The sequence below is a fragment of the Bradyrhizobium sp. 139 genome (assembly GCF_023074175.1).
Taxonomy (GTDB): Bacteria; Pseudomonadota; Alphaproteobacteria; order Rhizobiales; family Xanthobacteraceae; genus Bradyrhizobium.
Map to the genome: position 1 here is coordinate 16446 of NZ_JADPKS010000067.1, position 19945 is coordinate 36390.

At 64.7% G+C, this 19945-nt stretch carries 19 protein-coding genes; 4 read left to right on the forward strand and 15 right to left on the reverse strand.

Annotated elements, in window-relative coordinates; all coding sequences use genetic code 11:
* Positions 1-52: 52 nt before the first annotated feature.
* The gene (gene ppdK, locus IVA80_RS15265; RefSeq protein ID WP_247431264.1) at positions 53-2818 is read right to left on the reverse strand and encodes a pyruvate, phosphate dikinase; all 2766 of its coding nucleotides are present in this window, start codon (positions 2816-2818) and stop codon (positions 53-55) included.
* Between ppdK and IVA80_RS38605 the strand changes: the two genes are divergently transcribed.
* A complete protein-coding gene (locus tag IVA80_RS38605) occupies positions 2799-3146 on the forward strand; it encodes a hypothetical protein (protein ID WP_247431266.1) in 348 nt (115 codons plus the stop codon). The genes ppdK and IVA80_RS38605 overlap by 20 nt on opposite strands.
* Here the strand turns inward: IVA80_RS38605 and IVA80_RS15275 are convergent.
* Positions 3143-3298, reverse strand: a complete 156-nt coding sequence (locus IVA80_RS15275; protein ID WP_007594951.1) for a DUF3096 domain-containing protein — start codon at positions 3296-3298, stop codon at positions 3143-3145. The genes IVA80_RS38605 and IVA80_RS15275 overlap by 4 nt on opposite strands.
* Before the next feature lie 225 nt (positions 3299-3523).
* On the opposite strand from IVA80_RS15275, the gene IVA80_RS15280 reads away from it, so the two are divergent.
* A complete protein-coding gene (locus IVA80_RS15280; RefSeq protein ID WP_247431269.1) occupies positions 3524-3877 on the forward strand; it encodes a DUF1236 domain-containing protein in 354 nt (117 codons plus the stop codon).
* Positions 3878-4096: 219 nt separating this feature from the next.
* On the opposite strand, the gene glyS is transcribed toward IVA80_RS15280, so the two are convergent.
* The 4 genes from glyS to IVA80_RS15300 form a co-directional block, all read right to left on the reverse strand.
* Entirely contained in the window at positions 4097-6196 is a 2100-nt protein-coding gene (gene glyS / locus IVA80_RS15285) for a glycine--tRNA ligase subunit beta (protein WP_247431272.1), read from the reverse strand.
* Positions 6196-7143 (reverse strand): glycine--tRNA ligase subunit alpha, encoded by a 948-nt coding sequence (locus IVA80_RS15290; RefSeq protein WP_247431275.1) that lies wholly within the window; start codon positions 7141-7143, stop codon positions 6196-6198. Before IVA80_RS15290 ends, glyS begins: the two co-directional genes overlap by 1 nt.
* Before the next feature lie 205 nt (positions 7144-7348).
* A complete protein-coding gene (locus IVA80_RS15295; protein WP_247431279.1) occupies positions 7349-7540 on the reverse strand; it encodes a hypothetical protein in 192 nt (63 codons plus the stop codon).
* A 115-nt stretch (positions 7541-7655) separates the two neighbouring features.
* Positions 7656-8564, reverse strand: coding sequence for a S49 family peptidase (locus IVA80_RS15300; protein ID WP_247431282.1), 909 nt, complete (start codon positions 8562-8564; stop codon positions 7656-7658).
* A 178-nt stretch (positions 8565-8742) separates the two neighbouring features.
* Between IVA80_RS15300 and IVA80_RS15305 the strand changes: the two genes are divergently transcribed.
* A complete protein-coding gene (locus IVA80_RS15305) occupies positions 8743-9708 on the forward strand; it encodes a hypothetical protein (RefSeq protein ID WP_247431285.1) in 966 nt (321 codons plus the stop codon).
* Here IVA80_RS15305 and IVA80_RS15310 read toward each other — a convergent pair.
* From IVA80_RS15310 to IVA80_RS15340, 7 genes are all read right to left on the reverse strand, one after another.
* Positions 9705-9914 carry a hypothetical protein gene (locus tag IVA80_RS15310; protein WP_247431288.1) on the reverse strand — a complete coding sequence of 70 codons (210 nt, stop codon included), beginning with the start codon at positions 9912-9914 and terminating at the stop codon, positions 9705-9707. The genes IVA80_RS15305 and IVA80_RS15310 overlap by 4 nt on opposite strands.
* A 15-nt stretch (positions 9915-9929) precedes the next feature.
* Positions 9930-10154: a hypothetical protein gene (locus IVA80_RS15315; RefSeq protein WP_247431291.1), complete on the reverse strand. Its 225-nt coding sequence runs from the start codon at positions 10152-10154 to the stop codon at positions 9930-9932.
* 14 nt (positions 10155-10168) lie between these two features.
* Positions 10169-10357 (reverse strand): hypothetical protein, encoded by a 189-nt coding sequence (locus IVA80_RS15320; protein ID WP_247431294.1) that lies wholly within the window; start codon positions 10355-10357, stop codon positions 10169-10171.
* 96 nt (positions 10358-10453) lie between these two features.
* Positions 10454-10681, reverse strand: coding sequence for a hypothetical protein (locus tag IVA80_RS15325; protein ID WP_247431297.1), 228 nt, complete (start codon positions 10679-10681; stop codon positions 10454-10456).
* On the reverse strand, positions 10657-10893 hold the full coding sequence (locus IVA80_RS15330) for a hypothetical protein (protein WP_247431300.1): 237 nt from the start codon (positions 10891-10893) through the stop codon (positions 10657-10659). Before IVA80_RS15330 ends, IVA80_RS15325 begins: the two co-directional genes overlap by 25 nt.
* A complete protein-coding gene (locus tag IVA80_RS15335; protein WP_247431303.1) occupies positions 10890-11069 on the reverse strand; it encodes a hypothetical protein in 180 nt (59 codons plus the stop codon). The genes IVA80_RS15330 and IVA80_RS15335 overlap by 4 nt, the downstream gene beginning before the upstream one ends.
* Before the next feature lie 244 nt (positions 11070-11313).
* Positions 11314-12240, reverse strand: coding sequence for a hypothetical protein (locus IVA80_RS15340; RefSeq protein WP_247431306.1), 927 nt, complete (start codon positions 12238-12240; stop codon positions 11314-11316).
* Between the two features lie 269 nt (positions 12241-12509).
* Between IVA80_RS15340 and IVA80_RS15345 the strand changes: the two genes are divergently transcribed.
* Positions 12510-12782 (forward strand): hypothetical protein, encoded by a 273-nt coding sequence (locus tag IVA80_RS15345; RefSeq protein WP_247431308.1) that lies wholly within the window; start codon positions 12510-12512, stop codon positions 12780-12782.
* On the opposite strand, the gene IVA80_RS15350 is transcribed toward IVA80_RS15345, so the two are convergent.
* Together IVA80_RS15350 and IVA80_RS15355 are read right to left on the reverse strand one after the other, a co-directional pair.
* On the reverse strand, positions 12783-12995 hold the full coding sequence (locus tag IVA80_RS15350; RefSeq protein WP_247431312.1) for an HNH endonuclease: 213 nt from the start codon (positions 12993-12995) through the stop codon (positions 12783-12785).
* A gap of 77 nt (positions 12996-13072) precedes the next feature.
* Entirely contained in the window at positions 13073-19939 is a 6867-nt protein-coding gene (locus tag IVA80_RS15355) for a PLxRFG domain-containing protein (protein ID WP_247431315.1), read from the reverse strand.
* Positions 19940-19945 lie beyond the last annotated feature (6 nt).

Consider the following 19945-nt stretch of genomic DNA (forward strand, 5'->3'; position numbering starts at 1 on the left):
GAAAAGAGGCGGGGCAAGCCCCGCCTCTCTCAGCTCAATCCTGCGCTTCGGCTTACGCCTGGCTCGCGACGGCCTTGCCGAGCGCGGCTTGCGCGGCGGAGAGACGGGCGATCGGCACGCGGTAGGGCGAACAGGAGACGTAGTCGAGACCGATCGCGTGGCAGAAGGCGACGGAGGCGGGATCGCCGCCGTGCTCGCCGCAAATGCCGACCTTGAGCGAGGCGCGCGTCTTGCGGCCGCGCGCGACGCCGATCTTGACGAGTTCGCCAACGCCTTCCTGGTCGAGCGCGACGAAGGGATCGATCGGGAGGATGCCCTTGGAGACGTAGGTCCCGAGGAAGCTTGCGGCGTCGTCGCGGCTGATGCCGTAGGTGGTCTGCGTCAGGTCGTTGGTGCCGAAGGAGAAGAACTCGGCACTCTCCGCGATCTCGGCCGCGAGCAGGCACGCACGCGGCAGCTCGATCATGGTGCCGACCTGATAGGCGAGCTTGGTGTTGGTGTCGCGCATCACGGCCTTCGCGGTGGCGTCGATCCGCGCCTTGACGAGGTCGAGCTCCATCTTGGTCGCAATCAGCGGCACCATCACCTCGAGGCCCACGGCCTTGCCGGTGCGCTTCTCGGCCTCGACTGCGGCTTCGAAGATCGCACGCGCCTGCATCTCGGCGATCTCCGGATAGGCGATCGCGATGCGGCAGCCGCGGAAACCAAGCATCGGATTGAACTCCGACAGCTCGCGCGCGCGGTCGGCCAGGCGCCGCGGGTCGGTGTTCATGGCGCGCGCCACCTCCTCGACCTCGGCATGGGTGTGCGGCAGGAACTCGTGCAGCGGCGGATCGAGCAGACGGATCGTGACCGGCAGGCCCTTCATGATCTCGAACAGCTCGACGAAGTCGGCACGCTGCATCGGCAGCAGCTTGGCAAGCGCGGCACGACGCGCCTGCTCGTCCTCGGAGAGGATCATCTCGCGCACCGTGCGGATGCGCGTCTCCTCGAAGAACATGTGCTCGGTGCGGCAGAGGCCGATGCCTTCCGCGCCGAACTTGATCGCGGTGTGCGCGTCCTCCGGCGTATCCGCGTTGACGCGGACGCCAATCTTGCGGACCTGGTCGGCCCAGTTCATCAGCGTGCCGAATTCGCCGGACAGCTCCGGCTCGATCATCGGCATGCGGCCGGCGAGCACCTGGCCGAGCGAGCCGTCGATGGTGATGACGTCGCCGGTCTTGAAGGTGCGGGAGCCGATGCTCATGGTGCCGCGGCCGTAGTCGACGCGGATGGTGCCGCAGCCGGAGACGCAGGGCTTGCCCATGCCGCGCGCGACCACCGCCGCATGCGAGGTCATGCCGCCGCGGGTGGTCAAAATGCCTTCGGCGGCGTGCATGCCGTGGATGTCTTCCGGGCTGGTCTCGATGCGGACGAGAATTACTTTACGTCCGTCGGCCTGAAGCTTGGCCGCCTCGTCCGAGGAGAATACGATCTCGCCGGAGGCAGCACCCGGCGAAGCCGGCAGGCCGGTCGCGATGACGTCGCGCTTGGCGTTGGGATCGATGGTCGGATGCAGCAACTGGTCGAGCGAGGCGGGATCGATCCGCGTCACCGCTTCCTTCTTGGTGATCAGGCCTTCATTGGCGAGCTCGACCGCGATGCGCAACGCCGCCTTGGCGGTGCGCTTGCCGCCGCGGGTCTGGAGCATCCACAGCTTGCCCTGCTCGACCGTGAACTCCATGTCCTGCATGTCGCGGTAGTGCTTCTCGAGCAGCGTGTAGATCCGCGTCAGCTCCTTGTACGCTTCCGGCATCGCCGATTCCATCGACGCCTTGTCGGAGCCGGATTCCTCGCGCGCCTCCTCGGTGATGTCTTGCGGCGTGCGGATGCCCGCCACCACGTCCTCGCCTTGCGCGTTGATCAGGAACTCGCCGTAGAGCTTGCTCTCGCCGGTCGAGGGGTTGCGTGTGAAGGCGACGCCGGTCGCCGACGTCTCGCCCATATTGCCGAACACCATGGCCTGCACGTTGACCGCGGTGCCCCAGGATTCCGGAATGTCGTGCAGCTTGCGATAGGTCACCGCGCGCGCGTTCATCCAGGATGAGAACACCGCGCCGATCGCGCCCCAGAGCTGGTCGTGCGGATCCTGCGGGAAATCCTTGCCGGTCTCGCGCGCGACCGCGTCCTTGTACTTTCCGACCAGATCAACCCAGTCCTCGGCGGTGAGGTCCGTGTCGAGCGTGTAGCCCTGGCTGTCCTTGAAGGTGTCGAGGATTTCCTCGAAGTGATGATGCTCGAAGCCGAGCACCACGTCGGAATACATGGTGATGAAGCGACGATAGCTGTCATAGGCGAAACGGCGGTCGCCCGAGAGTTCCGACAGCGCTTCCACGGTCTCGTCGTTGAGGCCGAGATTGAGCACGGTGTCCATCATGCCGGGCATCGAGGCGCGTCCGCCGGAGCGCACGGAGACCAGCAGCGGGTTCCTGGTGTCGCCGAAGATCTTGCCGGTCAACTTGCCGACATGGTCCAGCGCCTTCTCAACCTGCGACTGCAATTCCTTCGGGTAGGTTTTGTCGTGCGCGTAGAAGTAGGTGCAGACCGAGGTCGGGATGGTGAAGCCAGGAGGCACCGGCAGGCCGAGATTGGCCATCTCGGCGAGATTGGCACCCTTGCCGCCAAGCAGGTCGCGCATTTCCGACCGGCCCTCGGCCTTGCCGTCCCCGAAGGTGAACACCCATTTACCGGCCTTGGCCGCGCTCGGCGCTGCCTTGGCGGACGAGGCCTTGGCGGGTGCGGACTTGGCGGGTGCGGACTTGGCCGGCGCCGGCTTCACAGCGACCTTCGGCGCAACCGGCCTGGGCGCGGCCTTTGCTGCAGGCTTCGCAGCCGGCTTAGATGCGGGCTTCACAGCAGTCTTTGCAGCAGCTTTGGCGACCGGCGTCGGGGCGCTCTTGGCAAGCGCCTTGCGGGCCGCGGGCGCCGCTTTCGCCTTGGCGGGGGACTTTGATTTCGCTGGTATTTTCGCCGGTATTTTCTTGGGCTTCGAGGCGGCTTTGGCCATAGCTTGCACACAACCTGCGAGAGGAATGGGTAATCGCGCGCCTTACACCATTTTGGGCAGGCCCGCGCAAGTCGAAGAGTTCCGGAAAATGAAGGCCTAGAGATGGAGCCACTTCAACAATCCGAGCCCGATCGCGCCGTTTATGATGAGAAAGATGGCAACGATCAGGTTGAGAAGACGCGGCATGATGAGGATGAGCACGCCCGCAAGCAGCGACAGGATCGGCGAAATGTGGGCGACAGTGATGTGCATGGAGGATTGTCTTTCCGTGGAGTGAGGCGAATCGCGACTGGATCATACCGGAGCAGGTTCCGCGGGTAGAGACGCGCAAGCCCCGCACGGGTTCCCGCCTTCGCGAAATCTGCCCGAAATTGCCGCGAATGCGGCGGGGCTTTTCCCGGAACATTGCCAGCATGCATGCATTGGCAACCGGTCGCGCCATTGGCGCTTCCCGAAAACTTGTCGAAGGAGTTCTTCATGCGGAACAGGATTCTTGCTCTTGCAACGCTCGCGGCCGTGATCGGCTCGCCCGTCGCGGCGCAGGCGCAAAGCGGCGTCACGGTGGGACGCGCACCCGCCACGGTCGACAGCAGCCCGACGATTGCGGTCGAACAACGGCCGGCCTTCCGCGACTATGTCGTCGAACAACGCGTGCCGCCCTTCCACATTCCGGATCGCGTGACGGTCGGTGCCACCTTACCCGATGCCGGCATCACCTATTATGACGTGCCGCAACGTTTCGGCGCCACCACTTACCGCTACACCGTCGTGAACGGCGAGACCGTACTGGTCGAGCCGCGTTCGCGGCGCATCGTCGAGGTGTTGGACTGACATCGACTAGATGTCCGGCGCGCCACGTCAGGCAGGCGCGAGCAGTGTTAAATCGGACATCAGGCCCCGCCCGGTCCTCCCCCCGCCGGGCGGGGCTCTTTTGCGCTTCGTCATTCCGGGGCGCGCGGAGCGCGAGCTATGATGCGCAATTGCCCATCATAGCTCGCGCCAAATGGGCGCGCCCCGGAATGACATTGGAGTTTGTCGCGCGATCGCGCCTCAATCCTGGATCCTCGAGAAATCAGCCACCGCACGCGTGGCGCTGCGGATCTCGCCCAGCAGCTTCAGGCGGTTCTCGCGTACCTTCGCATCGTCGTCGTTGACGCGCACCTTGTCGAAGAACGCATCGACCGGCGGGCGCAGTTTTGCCATCGCGCTCATCGCGGCCGCAAAGTCTTCCTTTGCGACGGCCGCGCTCGCTTCCGCCTGCACCTCGCCGATCGCCTTCGCCAGCGCCTTCTCCTCATCGAGGCTGTAGAGCGCCGCATCCGGCGCACCGCCGAAGCTGCGCTTGTCCTTTTTCTCCTCGATCGACAGGATGTTGCCGGCGCGCTTGGTGCCGGCCAGCAAATTCCTGCCGTCTTCGGATTCGAGAAATTTTCCGAGCGCCTCGACGCGGCGGACGATCATCAGGAGATCATCCTGGCCGCCGAGCGCGAACACGGCGTCGACGAGATCGTGACGCGCACCCTGCTCGCGCAGCTGGACCTTGAGGCGATCGGCAAAGAAGGCGAGAAGATCGCTTGGAAGCTTCTCCGCATCGGCTGACTTGACCGACAAGCCGGCGAGTGCGGACGCCGCCACCTTCATGAGCGACAGACGCAGGTTGTTCTCAGCGATCAGCCTGATCACCCCCAGCGCCGCGCGACGCAGCGCATATGGATCCTTGCTTCCCGTCGGCTTCTCGTCGATCGCCCAGAAGCCGACGAGCGTATCGAGCTTGTCGGCGAGCGCGACCGCCACGCTGACCGGATCCGTCGGCACGCGATCGGCAGGCCCTTGCGGCTTGTAATGTTCCTCGCAGGCCGCGGCCACGGAGGCATCTTCGCCCTGGGCCAGCGCGTAATACCTGCCCATCAGGCCCTGCACTTCCGGGAATTCGCCGACGACTTCAGTCAACAAATCCGCCTTGGCGAGATGCGCCGCGCGCGTCGCCTTGGCGACGTCGGCACCGACCAGCGGCGCGATCTCCGCGGCAAGGCGCTCGATGCGCTTGATGCGCGCAGCCTGGGTGCCGAGCTTCTCGTGGAACACGATCTGTTCGAACTTCGGAAGCCGCTCCTCCAGCTTCGTCTTCAGGTCGGTCTCGTAGAAGAACTTCGCATCCGACAGACGCGGACGGATCACGCGCTCGTTGCCGGCAACGATGGTCTTGCCGCCGTCGGCCGCCTCGATATTGGCGGTGAGGACGAACTTGTTGGTCAGCTTGCCCGTCTTGGGATCCCTGACGACGAAGCATTTCTGGTTGTTGCGGATGGTGGCGCGGATCACCTCGTCCGGGATCGCGAGATATTCCTCTTCGAACGATCCCATCATGACGACCGGCCACTCGACGAGACCAGAGACCTCGTCGAGCAGCACCTGATCCTCGACCAGTTCAAGTCCCTGCGCGAACGTCAACTCCTTGGCATCGGCGAAGATAATGTCCTTGCGTGCCTGCGGATCGAGGATGACCTTGGCAGCCTTCAGTTTCGCTTCGTAGTCCTCGAAGCGCCGCACCTGAATCGCAGCCGGCGCCATGAAGCGATGGCCGTAGGTGGTCTGGCCCGTCTCGATTCCGTCCACCGAGAATTTGACGACATCGGGCTCTTCGGTCTCGGGCCCGAACGTCGCGGTGATCGCGTGCAGTGGGCGCACCCAGTTCAGCGAGCCGGGCTTGCCCGAGCGCGCGCCCCAGCGCATCGATTTCGGCCAGGGGAAGGTGCGGATGATCACCGGCAGAATCTCGGCGAGTACGTCGATCGCGTCGCGGCCGGGCTTTTCGATCAAGCCGATGTAGAAATCACCCTTGGGGTCGCGCTGAATCTTGGCTTCGTCCAGCGATTTCAGACCCGTCGCTTTCAAAAAACCCTGCACGGCCACATCGGGCGCGCCCATTTTCGGTCCGCGGCGTTCGGTCTTCAGATCAGGCTGGCGCGCGGGAATGCCGTGCACGGTCAGCGCGAGGCGGCGCGGCGTCGCGAACGCTTTGGCGCCTTCATAGACGAGGCCTTCGGCAACGAGCTTGTCGGTGACCATGCGGCGCAGATCGTCGGCCGCCTTGGCCTGCATGCGCGCGGGGATTTCTTCCGAGAACAATTCCAGCAAAAGATCGGGCATCAGGCCGCTCCGCCCGCTTCAGTATGTATCCAGGCCTCGCCGCAAGCCTTTGCCAGTTCGCGCACGCGCAAAATGTAGCTCTGCCGCTCGGTGACGGAGATCACGCCGCGCGCATCGAGCAGGTTGAAGACATGGCTCGCCTTGATGCACTGGTCATAGGCCGGCAGTGCCATCAGGTGCTCTTTGCGGTTGCCCGGCTTCGAATTTTTTTGCCAGCCCGCGTCGAGATATTTCCTGCAGGCAGCTTCCGCCATCTTGAATTGCTCGAACAGCATCGCGGTGTCCGCGACTTCGAAATTGTGCTTCGAATATTCCCGCTCGGCTTGCAGAAACACGTCGCCATAGGTGACCTTGGCGTCGCCGTCGCGGCCGTTGAAGTTGAGGTCGTAGACGCGGTCGACGCCCTGCACATACATCGCGAGGCGCTCGAGCCCGTAGGTGAGTTCGCCCGCGACCGGCGCGCATTCGAAGCCCGCGACCTGCTGGAAATAGGTGAACTGGCTGACTTCCATGCCGTCGCACCAGCACTCCCATCCGAGGCCCCAGGCGCCCAGCGTCGGGCTCTCCCAGTCGTCCTCGACGAAGCGGATGTCGTGCACGGCGGAATCGATGCCGATCGCGGCGAGTGACTTCAGGTACAGGTCCTGAAGGTTCGGCGGCGACGGCTTCATGATCACCTGGAACTGGTAGTAGTGCTGCATCCGGTTCGGGTTCTCGCCGTAGCGGCCGTCCTTGGGCCGGCGCGAGGGCTGCACATAGGCCGCGTTCCACGGCTTCGGCCCGAGTGCGCGGAGCGTCGTCGCCGGATGGAAGGTGCCCGCGCCCATCTCCATGTCGTAGGGCTGCAGGATCACGCAGCCCTGCTCGGCCCAGAACCGCTGGAGCGCAAGGATGAAGCCCTGGAACGAACGTTCCGGGCGCATATGGGCGGGCAATGAGGCGTCCATCGTCAGATCAGGCTCTCGCGGGGGTTTTGAATCGCGCGGGACCGTATCGACGGCGGGGGTGGGAATCAAGGCAAAGGGCCGGAAAGCGGCCCAGTCCTCGGTCATGCACGGGCTTGTCCCGGGTATCCACGTTCTTCGTGCGGCAAGGCAAGGCGTGGATGTCCGGGACAAGCCTGAACAAGCCCGGCCACGACGATTGCAGCAGCTATCCCGGCCGGTAAGCTCCGGTCACGGGATCCTGCTTCAGCGTCTGGATGTTGCCCATATGGGCGGCCTCGGCGACGCGCGACAGGCGCATCTCCTCCAGCTCCTGGTTGATCCGGACAGCGGTCTTGTAGGCCCAGCGGACCACGGCAAGCCCGCCCAGGACGCCCGCGAAAGCGACGAACGGCGGCATCGGTCGATCCTTGTTCAATGCTCAGCCCCCACGCACATTCTTGCGCAGACCGGGCCGCGCCGCAATTGGCTCGGCTTGAATTCCCCTTGGACCAAATGGCGCGGCAGCGCGCGCCCTAAAACCCGAATTTCGCCCAAATCGCGCGGGTTTCGACGGCCGAGATCAGCTGGTCCGGGAGGCTTGCGACTGATTCCAGCGCCGAAAGCTGGCCCGCACCGGGCGATTTCCGCCCGAAAATGCCCGAGAGCAGACCGGTCGGCTGCGCAATCACGGGGGTGAGAACCTTTTCGCCAAAGCGGGCACGAAGAGTTGAGCGGAGATCGCCGATGCTGTCGGCGAGCCCCAGCGCGATCGCGCTCTCGCCGGCCCAGTATTCGCCCGTGAACAAGGTGTCCTCGGTGCCCTTGAGGCGCGCGCCGCGGCTCTCCTTCACCAGCGCGATGAAGATCTGGTGGATCTCGCGCTGGAGCGCTTTCAGCTTCGCCACGTCATCCGGGTTTTCCGGGAGGAACGGGTCGAGCATCGCCTTGTGCGCGCCGGCCGTGTAGAGCCGCCGCTCGATGCCGAGCCGCTTGATTGCCTCCTGAAAACCAAAACTGCCGCCGACCACGCCGATCGAGCCGAGGATGGAGGACGGATCGCATATGATCTCGTCGCCGGCGCAGGCAATCATATAGCCGCCGGACGCCGCGACGTCCTCGACGAACACCAGCACCGGCAGTTTCTTCTCTGCCGCGAGTTGCTTGATGCGCAGATAGATCTGGCGCGACTGCACCGGCGAGCCGCCGGGCGAATTGATCACCAGCGCCACCGCCTTGGCATTGCGCACCGAAAAGGCGCGCTCCAACACCCGCGCAAGGCCTGCGAGCGTCATGCCCGGGCGCAGCGGCGTCACCGCGCCGATCACCCCGGACAGCCGCACCACCGGCACCACCGCCGCGCCGGGACGGAAACGCGCCGGCAGATATTGCATGAGCTTGTCGGCCAGGCCGGAACCCTCACGATCGTTCAATTGTTCGGCCATGCCGTTACCTCGGTCTTGCCTCAAGCGAACAACGAACAGGGCGTCGTGCTGCTCGCGAAATGGACCTCTTCCCTCAAGAGGGCCGCCTGACTTCACCAAGTCAAACGAAGCAAGGGCCGGCAGCGGGCGCGAATCCGCTACCGACCCTCTCACCACCAAAACCGTAGGAGCGGTTCTAATGGCTGACGATCTATTTGCATCTGTTGTCCAACTACATCAACCCCCCAGACCCAAGTCCGGCGCCGAACGCGCCAAGGCGTACCGGGACCGGAAGAAGGCCGGGCTACCCCTCGGGGTCAAGCCGCTGCCCGCCGCGAATGTATCGCGGAAGGTAGACGTTAAACCGCGCCCCGCAGTGCCCGCAGAGAAGGTTCTGGTTGACGTCGAGAGCGCGCGGTCCGTCCTCCAGTCCCGGCCGGAAGCAGTCGGGGCAGCAGTCGATTCGCAGGCAGTTGATCTCGTGGGGGGTCAGGTCTCGCATCGCCCCAACCTATCACACCATCGCATCATCTTACAGGTGGCGGCTTTCGGGCTCGCCGCGGTCGGGGTGACCATGAACGGCTGGTTCGCCCGGTCGTTGGGGAGCTCTGAAATCGCCGGCTGGTTGTTCCTGGCGATCGGGGTGGCGGCGGACCTTGTCGCGCTCGCCGTCCCATCCTGCGCAGCGCAGCAATGGCAGGCCGGCAACCGGGCGACGGCGGTTGTTGCTTGGGTTCTATGGTTGATGCCCTTCGCGTTCGCCGTTACGGCCGGCATCGGCTTCGCCTCGGTGAATATCAGTGACGTGACGCTGCAGCGTGCGTCACGCGTGACGCCAGCGATCGAGGCGGCGCGTAACGAGCTGCGTGACGCCGTGACGTCACGCGACCGTGAGTGCGCGGGTGGTGTCGGTAAGTTCTGTCGTCAGCGGGAGGACGCCGTCAGCGATCGCCGCCGGCAGCTGGACGAGGCCACGCGGTCGGTCGAGCAGACCGCGGACCCCCAGACGGAGGCCGCCACTCGGATGGTGGCATGGTTGAGTGGTGGGGTGCTCCGGCCGACCGGCAGCGACTTCGCTATGCTCCGCCTTCTCCTGTTGGCCTTTCTACCACAGCTCGGCGGGGTGTTGTTGATGGTCGGCCGGGCAACCCCACAAGGTAATTAGAGCCACGTCTCGACGATCACGGGGTCGTCCTGCTGGTGCCGAGCGAACGGCACCAGTCCCCGCCCAAGCAGCGCCATCCGCAGCTGGTCGAGATCGGTCGAGTAGAGCACCTCCGGGGTCGGCGTCTCACCCTCGAACCGGCGCGCAACGAAGTGATTCGGCCAGTCACGCGGGTGGTCGTAGATGGTCCAAGTCTCGATCGTCACGGCCCATGCTCCACTTCAGTCCGCGAACAATATCCCGTAACGCTCATAGAGCCACAGGAAGCCGAACCAGATCACCAAGGCACCAACGATCAGCGTGACGGTCTCGATGATGCGTGACACCGTTCGCACATGCCGGGCGCGCACCTCGGGGTCAGCCAGCCGCTTCGAGAGCCGGGCCGCTTCGATGGTGACGGGAACACTCAACGCATAAAACACCGCCACCCACAGATAGGTCTTCATTCCATCCCGGCGGGTTAGGCCGGCTCCATTTTGTAAGGGTGGTAGGGTTCCGGAGGAGCGAGCGGCACGACGTCCCACATGGTCGGGTGGACGTCCTCGTTGTCGTTCTTCCGGGCGTACTCAATCGCCTCGCTTTTTGTTTCGAACGGACCGACGAGCTCCAGCGCCAGTAGCGGTCCGGTGACTATGATCCACTTGTCCATCTTCGAGTTTCCTCGCTGGTCCGCAGTTCATGGTGCAATGCCCATCATCGCAGTCGGAACAGGGGTTGGCGCGCTTGCCGAAATCGTAGGCGTACATCAACCCTGCTCACTCTGGGCGCAACGTGCGAACGTGATCGCCCGCCTTATCGTTCCTGCTTGAGCCACCACCGCGAAAAGGTTTAGCGCGGCCACCCAAAAGTGGACCCAGGTGGTGCCGAACCAGATGTTCAGCCCGGCGACCACCGAGCACAGCACCATGCACGAGGCGCTGATGGCAACTTGGCGCCTCGCTGTTTTGATCAGTGCTTCTGCTTGCGTAGCCATGTCTGGAAATCCTCGGCCATACGGGGTGTGATCTGCACCTCGGCGCCCGGCTCCAGAAGCAGGGCCTTGGCGCATCGGAAGCAGACCTTCTTGCTCCTGGGTGCGTGCGGCCGGAACTGGATGCGGCACTGGCAATCCGCGCAGCGGCCCGTCGCGTTGTCCGGCAGCAGCAGGCCGGCGTCGGTGATCGGGGCGCAGACGAGGATGTTCACCGCTGATGCCCCAACCCGATGCCGAGCAGGTGCGCCTTGGCACGCAGCGCCGGCACCGTGCGCTTCATCAGTTTGGCGACCTTCACCACGGGCGTCCGCTGTCGGGAATGCGCCTTCAACTCCTTGACGTCCGCTTTGCTGTAGGGGGTCCGCACCTTCCTCGCACGTTTCGCCATTGCTCACTGCTCCTTCTTAGTTGCTTTCCGCATTGCCCAACCCGCTCCCTCGACGACCCCATGCACGATGAGGAAAGAGATCAGCAGGTCGAACGGGTACACTACGAATTCAGTCACGTTACGTTCCGTTTCGGTTACACAAAGGTTACATCAGTCTTCGTTCATCGTGACGAGAGAGGTCGCGACAACTCCGATCGCTGCGCCGATCCAGGCGGCGCACAACAAGGCCAAGATGCTCAACAACTCAGCCTCGTGCGCCGGCTCGGCGCGGTTGCCCGCGATCCGGCTTGACCAGCCGAAGATTCGGCTTGGTGAGTTTCAGGCGCCAGCGCCCGCGATCGAACTCGACCTTGCCCTTGGTCATCCAGTAGTAGGCGCGGCCATAGGCTTTGTCCTGTGAGATCCCCATCACCTCGGCCAGACGCTCGGTGGTCACCCACTCCGCGGTGAAGAAGTCGAGCGCGGTGGCGGCCGGGACCGGCACAAGCGGGTTACTCGTGGGGGTTACCACCGCGGGTGCCTTGGGCACCTTGCGCCAGCGATCGCCCTGCGTTTCGACCTCGCCCTTCTGCAGCAGATAATAGAGTTTGCGTTTGGCGATCACGGCCGGCACACCCATCGACTTGGCGAGCGCCTCAAGGCTGTTCCAAGATTCGGCGACGAAGTCGAGCGCAGGGACCGTGCGATAGGGCTGCTTTGTTTTTGTGAGGACCGGCTCGGCGACTTCGACTGCGACCGGCGGCACAACCGCTTCGGGCAGGGCTGTAGCAGTGTGCTGCGGGCGGGTCAGAACGTCCTCGACGCGATGTGTCAGTTCGAGCACGAGCGCGGAAAGGTCGGCGACTTCGGCACGGAGCATTTTGAGTTGGTCGTGGTGCGGCTCGACGTGCTGCGGGACTGAGAGCGCCTTGTGGAGCAGCGGCTGTTTCTTCGGGGGCTCTTTCAGACTTAGGCCGTCTTGCTTGAAGAGGCGTCTGATGTCAGATCGCGCGTTGAGCCATCCGCGATGGTCACTGCCGGTCTTGGCGATGAAATATTGTCGCCACTCTTTGTCGGGTGTGGCTCGCCATCTCAGTTCTATATGGCCGCCGGGCGTGTCGTGGTGCGTGAACGGCACACCCCATAGTTTGAACTCGGAAGACAGTAGACTTAGCGCTTCGTCTCTCGCCATGATGACCCCTTTGGCTTGTGACCTTGCATCCCCATTCCCCAATTCCGATTCCGGTCAGCGTATCCTATTCGCCGTATTGTTCAACAGCTTGCCAGGATATAGCCCCATGTTTGGCAGGGAGTACGCATGACATAACCAATTGGTTCGGAATTGCGACACCGGGAGTGTCCATTTCGGTCGTAGGAACCGAAAAACGCATTTGCATAAGTTAGGTTGCACCAAAGTTTCGCGCTTACTAAATAATCCTGGTCACATATGGGGGAAGTACAATGATCTCGCGCGTCAGTTTTGGTCTTGCGATCGCAGCCCTGTTCGTATCCATCGGCGCATTCGGCTACGCCTACCAGCAGCAGGGGCAATGGTCTCGGGCCGCCTGCAGGGATATTCAGGTCGTCGAGACGTCGCTCGCCGCGATGAACGAGCGGGCGGACCTCAAGGCGGTCGCCCGCCTCCCCCTGTTGCAACTGGCGCGAGCACGGTGCGGCGTTGACGTGACCAAGAAGCTCGACGAAGCAGACCGTGATGCCCATCACGTCCGCTAATTACTTCCGGTTCCAGCCCCGGTTGGCGTGCTGGGACCGCACCCGCAGGTTCGAGCGGGCGTTGCTGCCGCCGTCCTTGACCATCTTCTTGTGGTCGATGTCCTTGCCGGCGATGGCCTTGGCTCCCAGTTCCTTGCGCATGACCGTCCGCGCCTGATTGCGCTGCGCGCGGTCCTTGACGATGTCGGGCCGGTGATTGTAGCCGCGGTCCATCTTCTTGATCTGCGCAGGCGTCCGATGCGAACTCGGATCGCGCCTGCCCCCCGTTGCCATGATGTTACCTCTCGAAGTTATGGGTTGTAGGTGCCCGCGGCGCGCTGCTGCAGGTACTTGTCCCGCTTGGTGGTGCGGATTGCGTTACCTTCCTTGGCACGGCGCTGGGCGTAGCTGGTGAGCTCGCTCATGGTGATCTGTGCGGTGCGCGGCTTACCACGGTTGAACGCCTGCACGTCCTTCCAGGCGCCGAGCTTCTGGTTCGGCTTGGCGTTGGCCCACCCACTCATCAGTGAGCTGCGCTCCTCCTTGTCGCGGGTGGATGCGCTGTAGAAGGCGCTGTTCTGCGCCGACTGCTCGGCCTCGCGCGCCGGGGTGAAGCCGGCAGCGCGGGTGATCGCCTCGCGGACATTGTAGGGGCTCAGCGTCTCCTTGCCGGTCGAACCCTTCTTGCCTTCGGTGACCTGCCGATAGGCGCGGATCGAGTCGGCGGCAAACTTCATCGGTACCAGGAGCTCGGCCGCCTGCGAGAAGTTGCCGGCGGTGAGCTGGTTCATGCCCTTGACCCAGTCGCCCACGAGAGCGACCGGCGCGCCGGCTACCGTGTCCCACATCCACTTCTTAACGTCGGTCTCCTTCTGCGAGCGCGGTTCGCCGAACGAGGCCAGCGAGTCGAGACCGACGCGCGAGGACAGATCCAGGCCAACCGCACGCGGCAGACCGCGGGTCAGGATCTCGCCGCCGGTCTTGCCGAAGAAGTTGCTCGCGCTCTGGCGCACCTTGTCCTCGACGTCGCCCCAGCCGACCGACGTCAGGCCCGCCGCCTGCGCCCCCATCAGCAGATATTTGAACGGCTCGGTGGGCAGGCCGAGCGCGCCGGCCATCGCGACGTGGGTGGCGGTCAGGCCCGCCAGCGTCTTGATCGCTTCCGCGCGCTCCTCTGGCGTGGCGCCCTTGAACGCCTTGCCGATGTTGTCGCCGAGCAAATGATACATCATCTGCCCGTACTTCTTGAACTGCAGCGAGAGCTTCGCGACCGGGTGGTTGAAGATCGGCGCGGAGTTGGTCGCCGAATACAGACCCTGGGTGTTGTTGACGGTCTCCTGCGCCTTGCGCATCGCAGCCTCGTGGCCGGCGCCGCGGCCGAGCTCAAGCCGGTAGGCGGCCAGCGCAGTGACGCTGCGGTTCATCATTTCGATCGCCTGCGGCATCTGGCGGGCGATGCCTTCGACGTAACCAAGCGAGGTGTCGACCTTGCCCATAACACCCTTGCGCGCCTTGATCAGCCTATCGATCTCCATGCCCGCGTCGACGTCGATCGCGCCCCGCGACGCCAGGAAATCGATCATCTCGCGTTCCTTGGTCGAGAGGTTCGCCTTGATCTGGTCGAACAAATTGGTGGTCTCGCCGGTCGCGGCGCGCGCCTTGGTGACCGAGTTCTTCAGCCCGCTCTTGATCAGACCGAAGCCGGAGACATCGCTATAGGCTTTCGACAGCGCGTCGAACGTGCGCCCGACACCATAACGCCCTGACAGCACGGGCATGGTGACCATCGCCGGCTGCAAGGAGTTGATGATGTTATGGGCAGGCGAGAACAGCTTGTCGACGAACGACAGCGTCATCATGCGCTTGGTGACGCCCGACCATACCGGGGTGTCGGTGTAGGCATCGTTCTGGTCGACGCGGCGGCGTACCTCGTTGGCGATCGCCGAGCGGCCGAGCGACTTGTCCTTGGAAAAGTCGTTGGTGACCCCGGCGTCCATCTCCTTCAGCGCGGCATCGATCTGCGGCTGGTGCTCTAACTTCGCGAGGTAACCGGCGGTCGACTGCGCGTATTCGAGGGTGTTGCGGGTGAGGTCGCGGCTGGCGCCCTCGACATAGCGACGCGGCAGCCGCTTGGACTGGATGCGGGTCGAGCCGAGGAAGCGCAGGCTGGCCTCGTTGATCGCCTGCACCAACTCGTTCTTCTGGGCCGGGCTCATGTCCTTGTAGCCCTCGCGGCGCTGCAGCGAGTCCATCAGGGTCCGCATCTGATACGACAGCATGTCGCTGTTGCGGTCGGCCTCAACGCGGCGCTCCTCGACGCCCTTGACCTTCATGCCGTGCGACGCCAGCTCCTGCGCCAGCTCCTGGGCCTCGCGGGCGCTATCGCGGAAGTCGACGTGCTCATTCTGCACGGTGATACGGAAGCGCTGCTCCGAGTTGGTGTCGTTGGCGGTGACCTTGGTACCGTCCGGATAGTGCGTCTCGCCGGTCGCCGGATCGACCCACGCCGACTTGACCGTCGGCTTGGTGTCCTGCTGCTTGGCGTAGGCGAGCGCGCGGTCGCGGGCATCCTTGCCGGCGAACTCGAACTCGTTGGCTGCGCGCCGCTTGGCTCCGGCCGGGGCCGCAATCTCATAGGCAGCGCGCACGACGTGGGTGCCGCGCCGCATCAGCGGGAAGTACGGTCCCTTGATTTCGGCGAGCTCCTGCGCCTCCTTGATAAGTTCGAGAGTAGTTTCCCCACCAACAAGAGCAGCATCAGTGTCAACAGTGCGACCCTCATGGATGCGTTTTGCCAGCGCATCGTCCTCGACCCCCAACACCTTGAGAATGCGGTTCTTGATGATGCCGAGGCTCATCGCGTTCTGCTGGTCGGTGAAGAACTTCATCGACTCGGCGCGCGCCTGCTGGAGATCCTCCGGCAGCTCCCGCCAGCGTGCGTTGAGCTCGGCATGGCGCGCCTTCGGCCAAGCACCGTGCAGCGTGTCCTTGCCCAGATGCGTCTGCGCGGCGAGATCGCGATCGGCGAACACGCCGGCCATCGTCTCGTCGTGGACCAGCGAGGTGAACTTCTCCCAAACCCCGCCGTCCTTGTACTTCTTCTCCAGCTGGTAGAGCTTCTCGACCACCGGCTCAGAGGCGCGCAGGTTCTCGGTTGCCTTGTGGCGCATCATCTCGACAGCGTCGGCGACCTTGCGGACCGGGTTGTTGTCGCGGCCGAAATAACGGTCGGCAGCCTGCGCCACCTGATCGAGCGTGCGGACCTTCAGGAACCAGGGCCTGCCGTCCTGTTCCTGCATCGGCTTGCGCTTGATCATGTCCTCGACGCGTTCGCGGACGTCGGTGACGAGCTTGGAGGTTTCGCCCTGCACGAGCTCGGTGCTGTAGCCGTTGGCGGCACGGTAGTCGTGCGTGGCCTTGTAGAGCTCGCCGAGCGGGGCATTCTTCGGCTCGACCAAGTCGCGGTGGTCGGCGGCGTGGTCGCCGAAGCGAAGCACCGCTTCCATCATGCTCGGGCTTTCCGGCAGCTTGCCGGTCACCGTCTCGATGACCTGCCGCACCTGCGCCTTGACCGCATCCCAGACGGTCGACTTCTTGGCGCTCAGCTTGAGCCGCTGCGCCAGTGCATCGGACACGGGGATTTCAGCGAGCACGTTCTGGAACTCGCGGTTGCCGAACGCCTCCGCCATGAACTCCTTCTCGTTGGTGAAGGCGTAGCGCGAGACCAGCTGCTTGGCGACATCGTTGCCGATCGCGGCCTCGACCTCCTTCATCATGGTGCTGACGGTCGCGCGATGGCTCGCGCTGGAGTCGATTACCCGGTTGACGATGTCGTGAGCGCCCTCGTGCAGGAGGACGTGGGCCGCATCCGCCGGGTTGGCGAGCATGCTCTCGCGGATCGCGATGTAGCGGCCATGCTCCTGTTTGTTTTTGCTCTGGGTATAGAAATAGCCCTTGGTGGACTTGCCGTCGATCCGGTCCATGTCGGCGTCAGAAATGACATGGACATCGGTGTCGCCGACGAGCTTGGTGAGGATCTTGCGCATGAACGGGGCGACGTGCGCCGACACGCCCTGCATGTGCCGGAAGTCGAGCCCGGCCAGCGCCTCGGACAGCTTCACGGACCTGACCGGCTCGGCCGCAATGCCCGTTTTCAGGTTGACCAGCCGGTTGAGGTTGTCGACCTGCATGCCGACGGGTTCGGGGGCCGGCTCCGGAGTTACCTCGGCGGGTACCTTCTTCGCGGCGTCGCGTCCGGCCTTCTTCGGCTTGTCGCTGTTGACCCACTGCTTGAACTCGGCGGGGGTCATGGTCTCGATCTGCTGCACGCGATCGAAGCCGCGACCGTCCGAGAACGCCTTCTCATAGGCGTTCAGCGCGCTGGCGCCGTCCTTGTAGCCGAGCATCGCCTTGTGCTCGTCGAACTTGCCGCCAAGCGTCTGCTGATGGATGACGATGACGTGCTCGGAATCCGGATGCGGACCCATGTAGACGTCGACCTGATCGCCGTCGGCGCCCGTGGTGCGCTTGACGTAGCCGTAATGGTCCGGCATCTCGACCGACCATTCCTTGCCATCGGGCGACTTGCCGCGGCGGGTCGAGCCCTTGGGGTTCTCGATCGCGATCTCCATCCCATGCCACTTGACCACGCCCTTGGCGTAGTTGCCGGCGTCCTTCTGGGCCTCGCTCGGGGCGGTGTTGGTCTTCTCGGCGGCCTTGTCGACGGTCTTGGCGTCGGTCGCTTCCGGCGGCTTCTCCTTGGCGTGGGCACGGTCCATCGCGTTGGCCGGCAGCTCGCCGCGCTCCTTGGCGGCGGCACGGGCCAGCGCCTCGGCGGCGATGCGCTTCTTGGCGTCGTCGTCGAGCCCTGCCGGTTTTTTTGCCGCTTCCTTGGCCGCCTTTTGTTCGGCGGCTTCCCTGGCTTTCCGCTTGATCTCCTCGATCTTGTCGGTGGGGATTGCCGGTTTTTTTGCCGGCGGCGGGGCGGCGCGCTTGGCGGGCGCGGGCGCTTCCTCCTGGTCGAGCCCCTCCTCTTCCTCACGCGCGATCATCCGCTCTTCCGGCGACAGCGCATCCTCGCGGGCGCCATCACCGACAGCGTTGCCCGCCTTCGCCTCGACGTCGCCCTGATACTGCTCCTTGGCAGCTGCGCCCTCGATCTTGCGGCGGTTCGCCATGCCTTCCAGATCGCGCGCACGTTCCTCGTTGATGAAGTCGAGCACGCGGGCGCGGTTCTTGCTCTTCGGTCCGAACGCGTTGCTCTGCAGTGCCTTCCTGACGCCCGCCACTTCGCGCAAATAGCGGACATGCGGCGACATCGCTTTGTCGCCGACCTTCTCCGGAACGCTGTAGTGGAATTCCTTGCTGCCGCCCGCGGTGCCTTCCGGCAGGTTCTCACGGAGCACGAGGCCGCGACTGGCGGCGGCTTCGAGGATCTTGTCCAGGTCCGCGACCATCGCCTCACGCTGCTCGCGCGTGGTCGGCATCTCGCGGTCCTTGACGTGGGCGCTGAAGATCTCCTCGGCGTGCTTGGCGCGCTCGGCGATGAAGCCCTTCTCGGCGTCGGAATAGTTCTTGGTGCCCGGACCGTCCTCGGCCTTCTGGATCTTCCGGACGGCCTTGTTGAGCTGCTCGTTCTGGGCGCGCTGGTTCGCCTTCGCCTCGGGAGACAGGTTCGGCAGGATGCGGCCGGTCTGCTTCGGCGCGACCGGATCAACCGGCTGCGGCGTTGCCACCGCTTCGGGCGGGGCGGGCTTGACCTCGACCTGAACCGGCGCCTCGATCGGCGCGCGGACGTCCGGCGCCACCTGCGGAGCGGTTACCTCGGGAGGTACCATGTCCGGGTTGACGCGGCGGGCGGCCTCCGCGATCTGCGGCGGGACGGCCTCCGGTGTCGGAGCTGCCAGCGCCGGCTCGGGCGCTGCGGGAGAGGTCACGCGCTTGGCGGCCTCTGCGACCTGCGGCGGGACCTGCGGCGCCGCCGGCATGGCAGGCTCGGGCGCTGCGGGCTGCTGCACGTCGGCCATCGCCACCGCCTGCTCGGCTGACGGTGCGCCGACTTCGACGGTCTCGACGGCAGGGCCTTTTACCTTCGCCTTGCCTTTGTCCTTGGCGGCTTCTGCCTTTGGATATGCTTGCGGCGTGCCAGCGGGTTCGTTTTGCTTGTTGCCGACAGGCGCGGTTTCCACGGGAGGGACTTCTGTTCCACTCCCTGATTCCGCGGCGGCTTCTGGTGCGACGTCATCGAGCGGCTGCTCCTTCCTTGCCTTGATCTCGGCGGCCTTGCGCTTGCCCTTGCCGCCAACTGCAGCGCCCGCGGCAGCGCCCGTCGCCCCACCGATCAGGGCGGGTTCGAGTACCGCGTTAACGAGCGCGTCCTTGTCCAACGTCTTCTGCAGGCCGGCATCGATCCCGGTCTGCTGAACGGTGTAGTTCTCGGTGCCACCCTGCGCGGCGCCGCCAACCGCGCCCTCCACGGCGCCAAGGGCAGCGCGCGCCCCAAGACCCGCCTCCTCGGAAGCGAGCCCCACTGCCGCCTTGCCGGACACACCGGCCGCGAGCTTGCCGGCCGGACCAAGGGCGCCGGCCACCGCGCCCACCACAAAGTTGGCGACGTCCTGGTTGCCGATGATCTGCTTCTTCAGGCCACTGCGAGCTGCCTGCTCGTCCATGCCCATCGCGCGCAGCGATTCGTAATAGCTGTTCTGGCGCAAATCCGCATCGGAGGCGGCATCCAGCTTCTTGTCGACCTCGTCGAGATAGGAGCCTTCGGCCAGCGCGCCGCTGACGAGGGCGGCGCCGACCGGGCCGCCGGAGAAGATCGCGGCAGCCATCGGGCCGGTCATGCCGGCGGCCTTCAGCATGCCTGCGGAGACCGGATGCTCCCAGAACTCCGAGCTCGTTACCGCAGCTTCAGCCCGCTTGCGCGCGACCTCCGTGCGCGACTCGTTGATGTCGTCGGTCGCCGTGTTGAGATGCCGCTGCAGGATACGCGACATTTCGTTGACGAACCGGCCGGTGTTGGTCGGGCTGTCTTCGGTCGCGTACCGGGCACTCGCGGCGGCCGGGGCCAGAACGCCGCCCGTGACGCTGGCGCCGACCGTCTTGGCGTAATCGCCAGTCGTCGGGCTCTCGTTGGTGTCGGCGACGGGGTCTGGAACGTACTCGAACTCGGCCATCGTTAC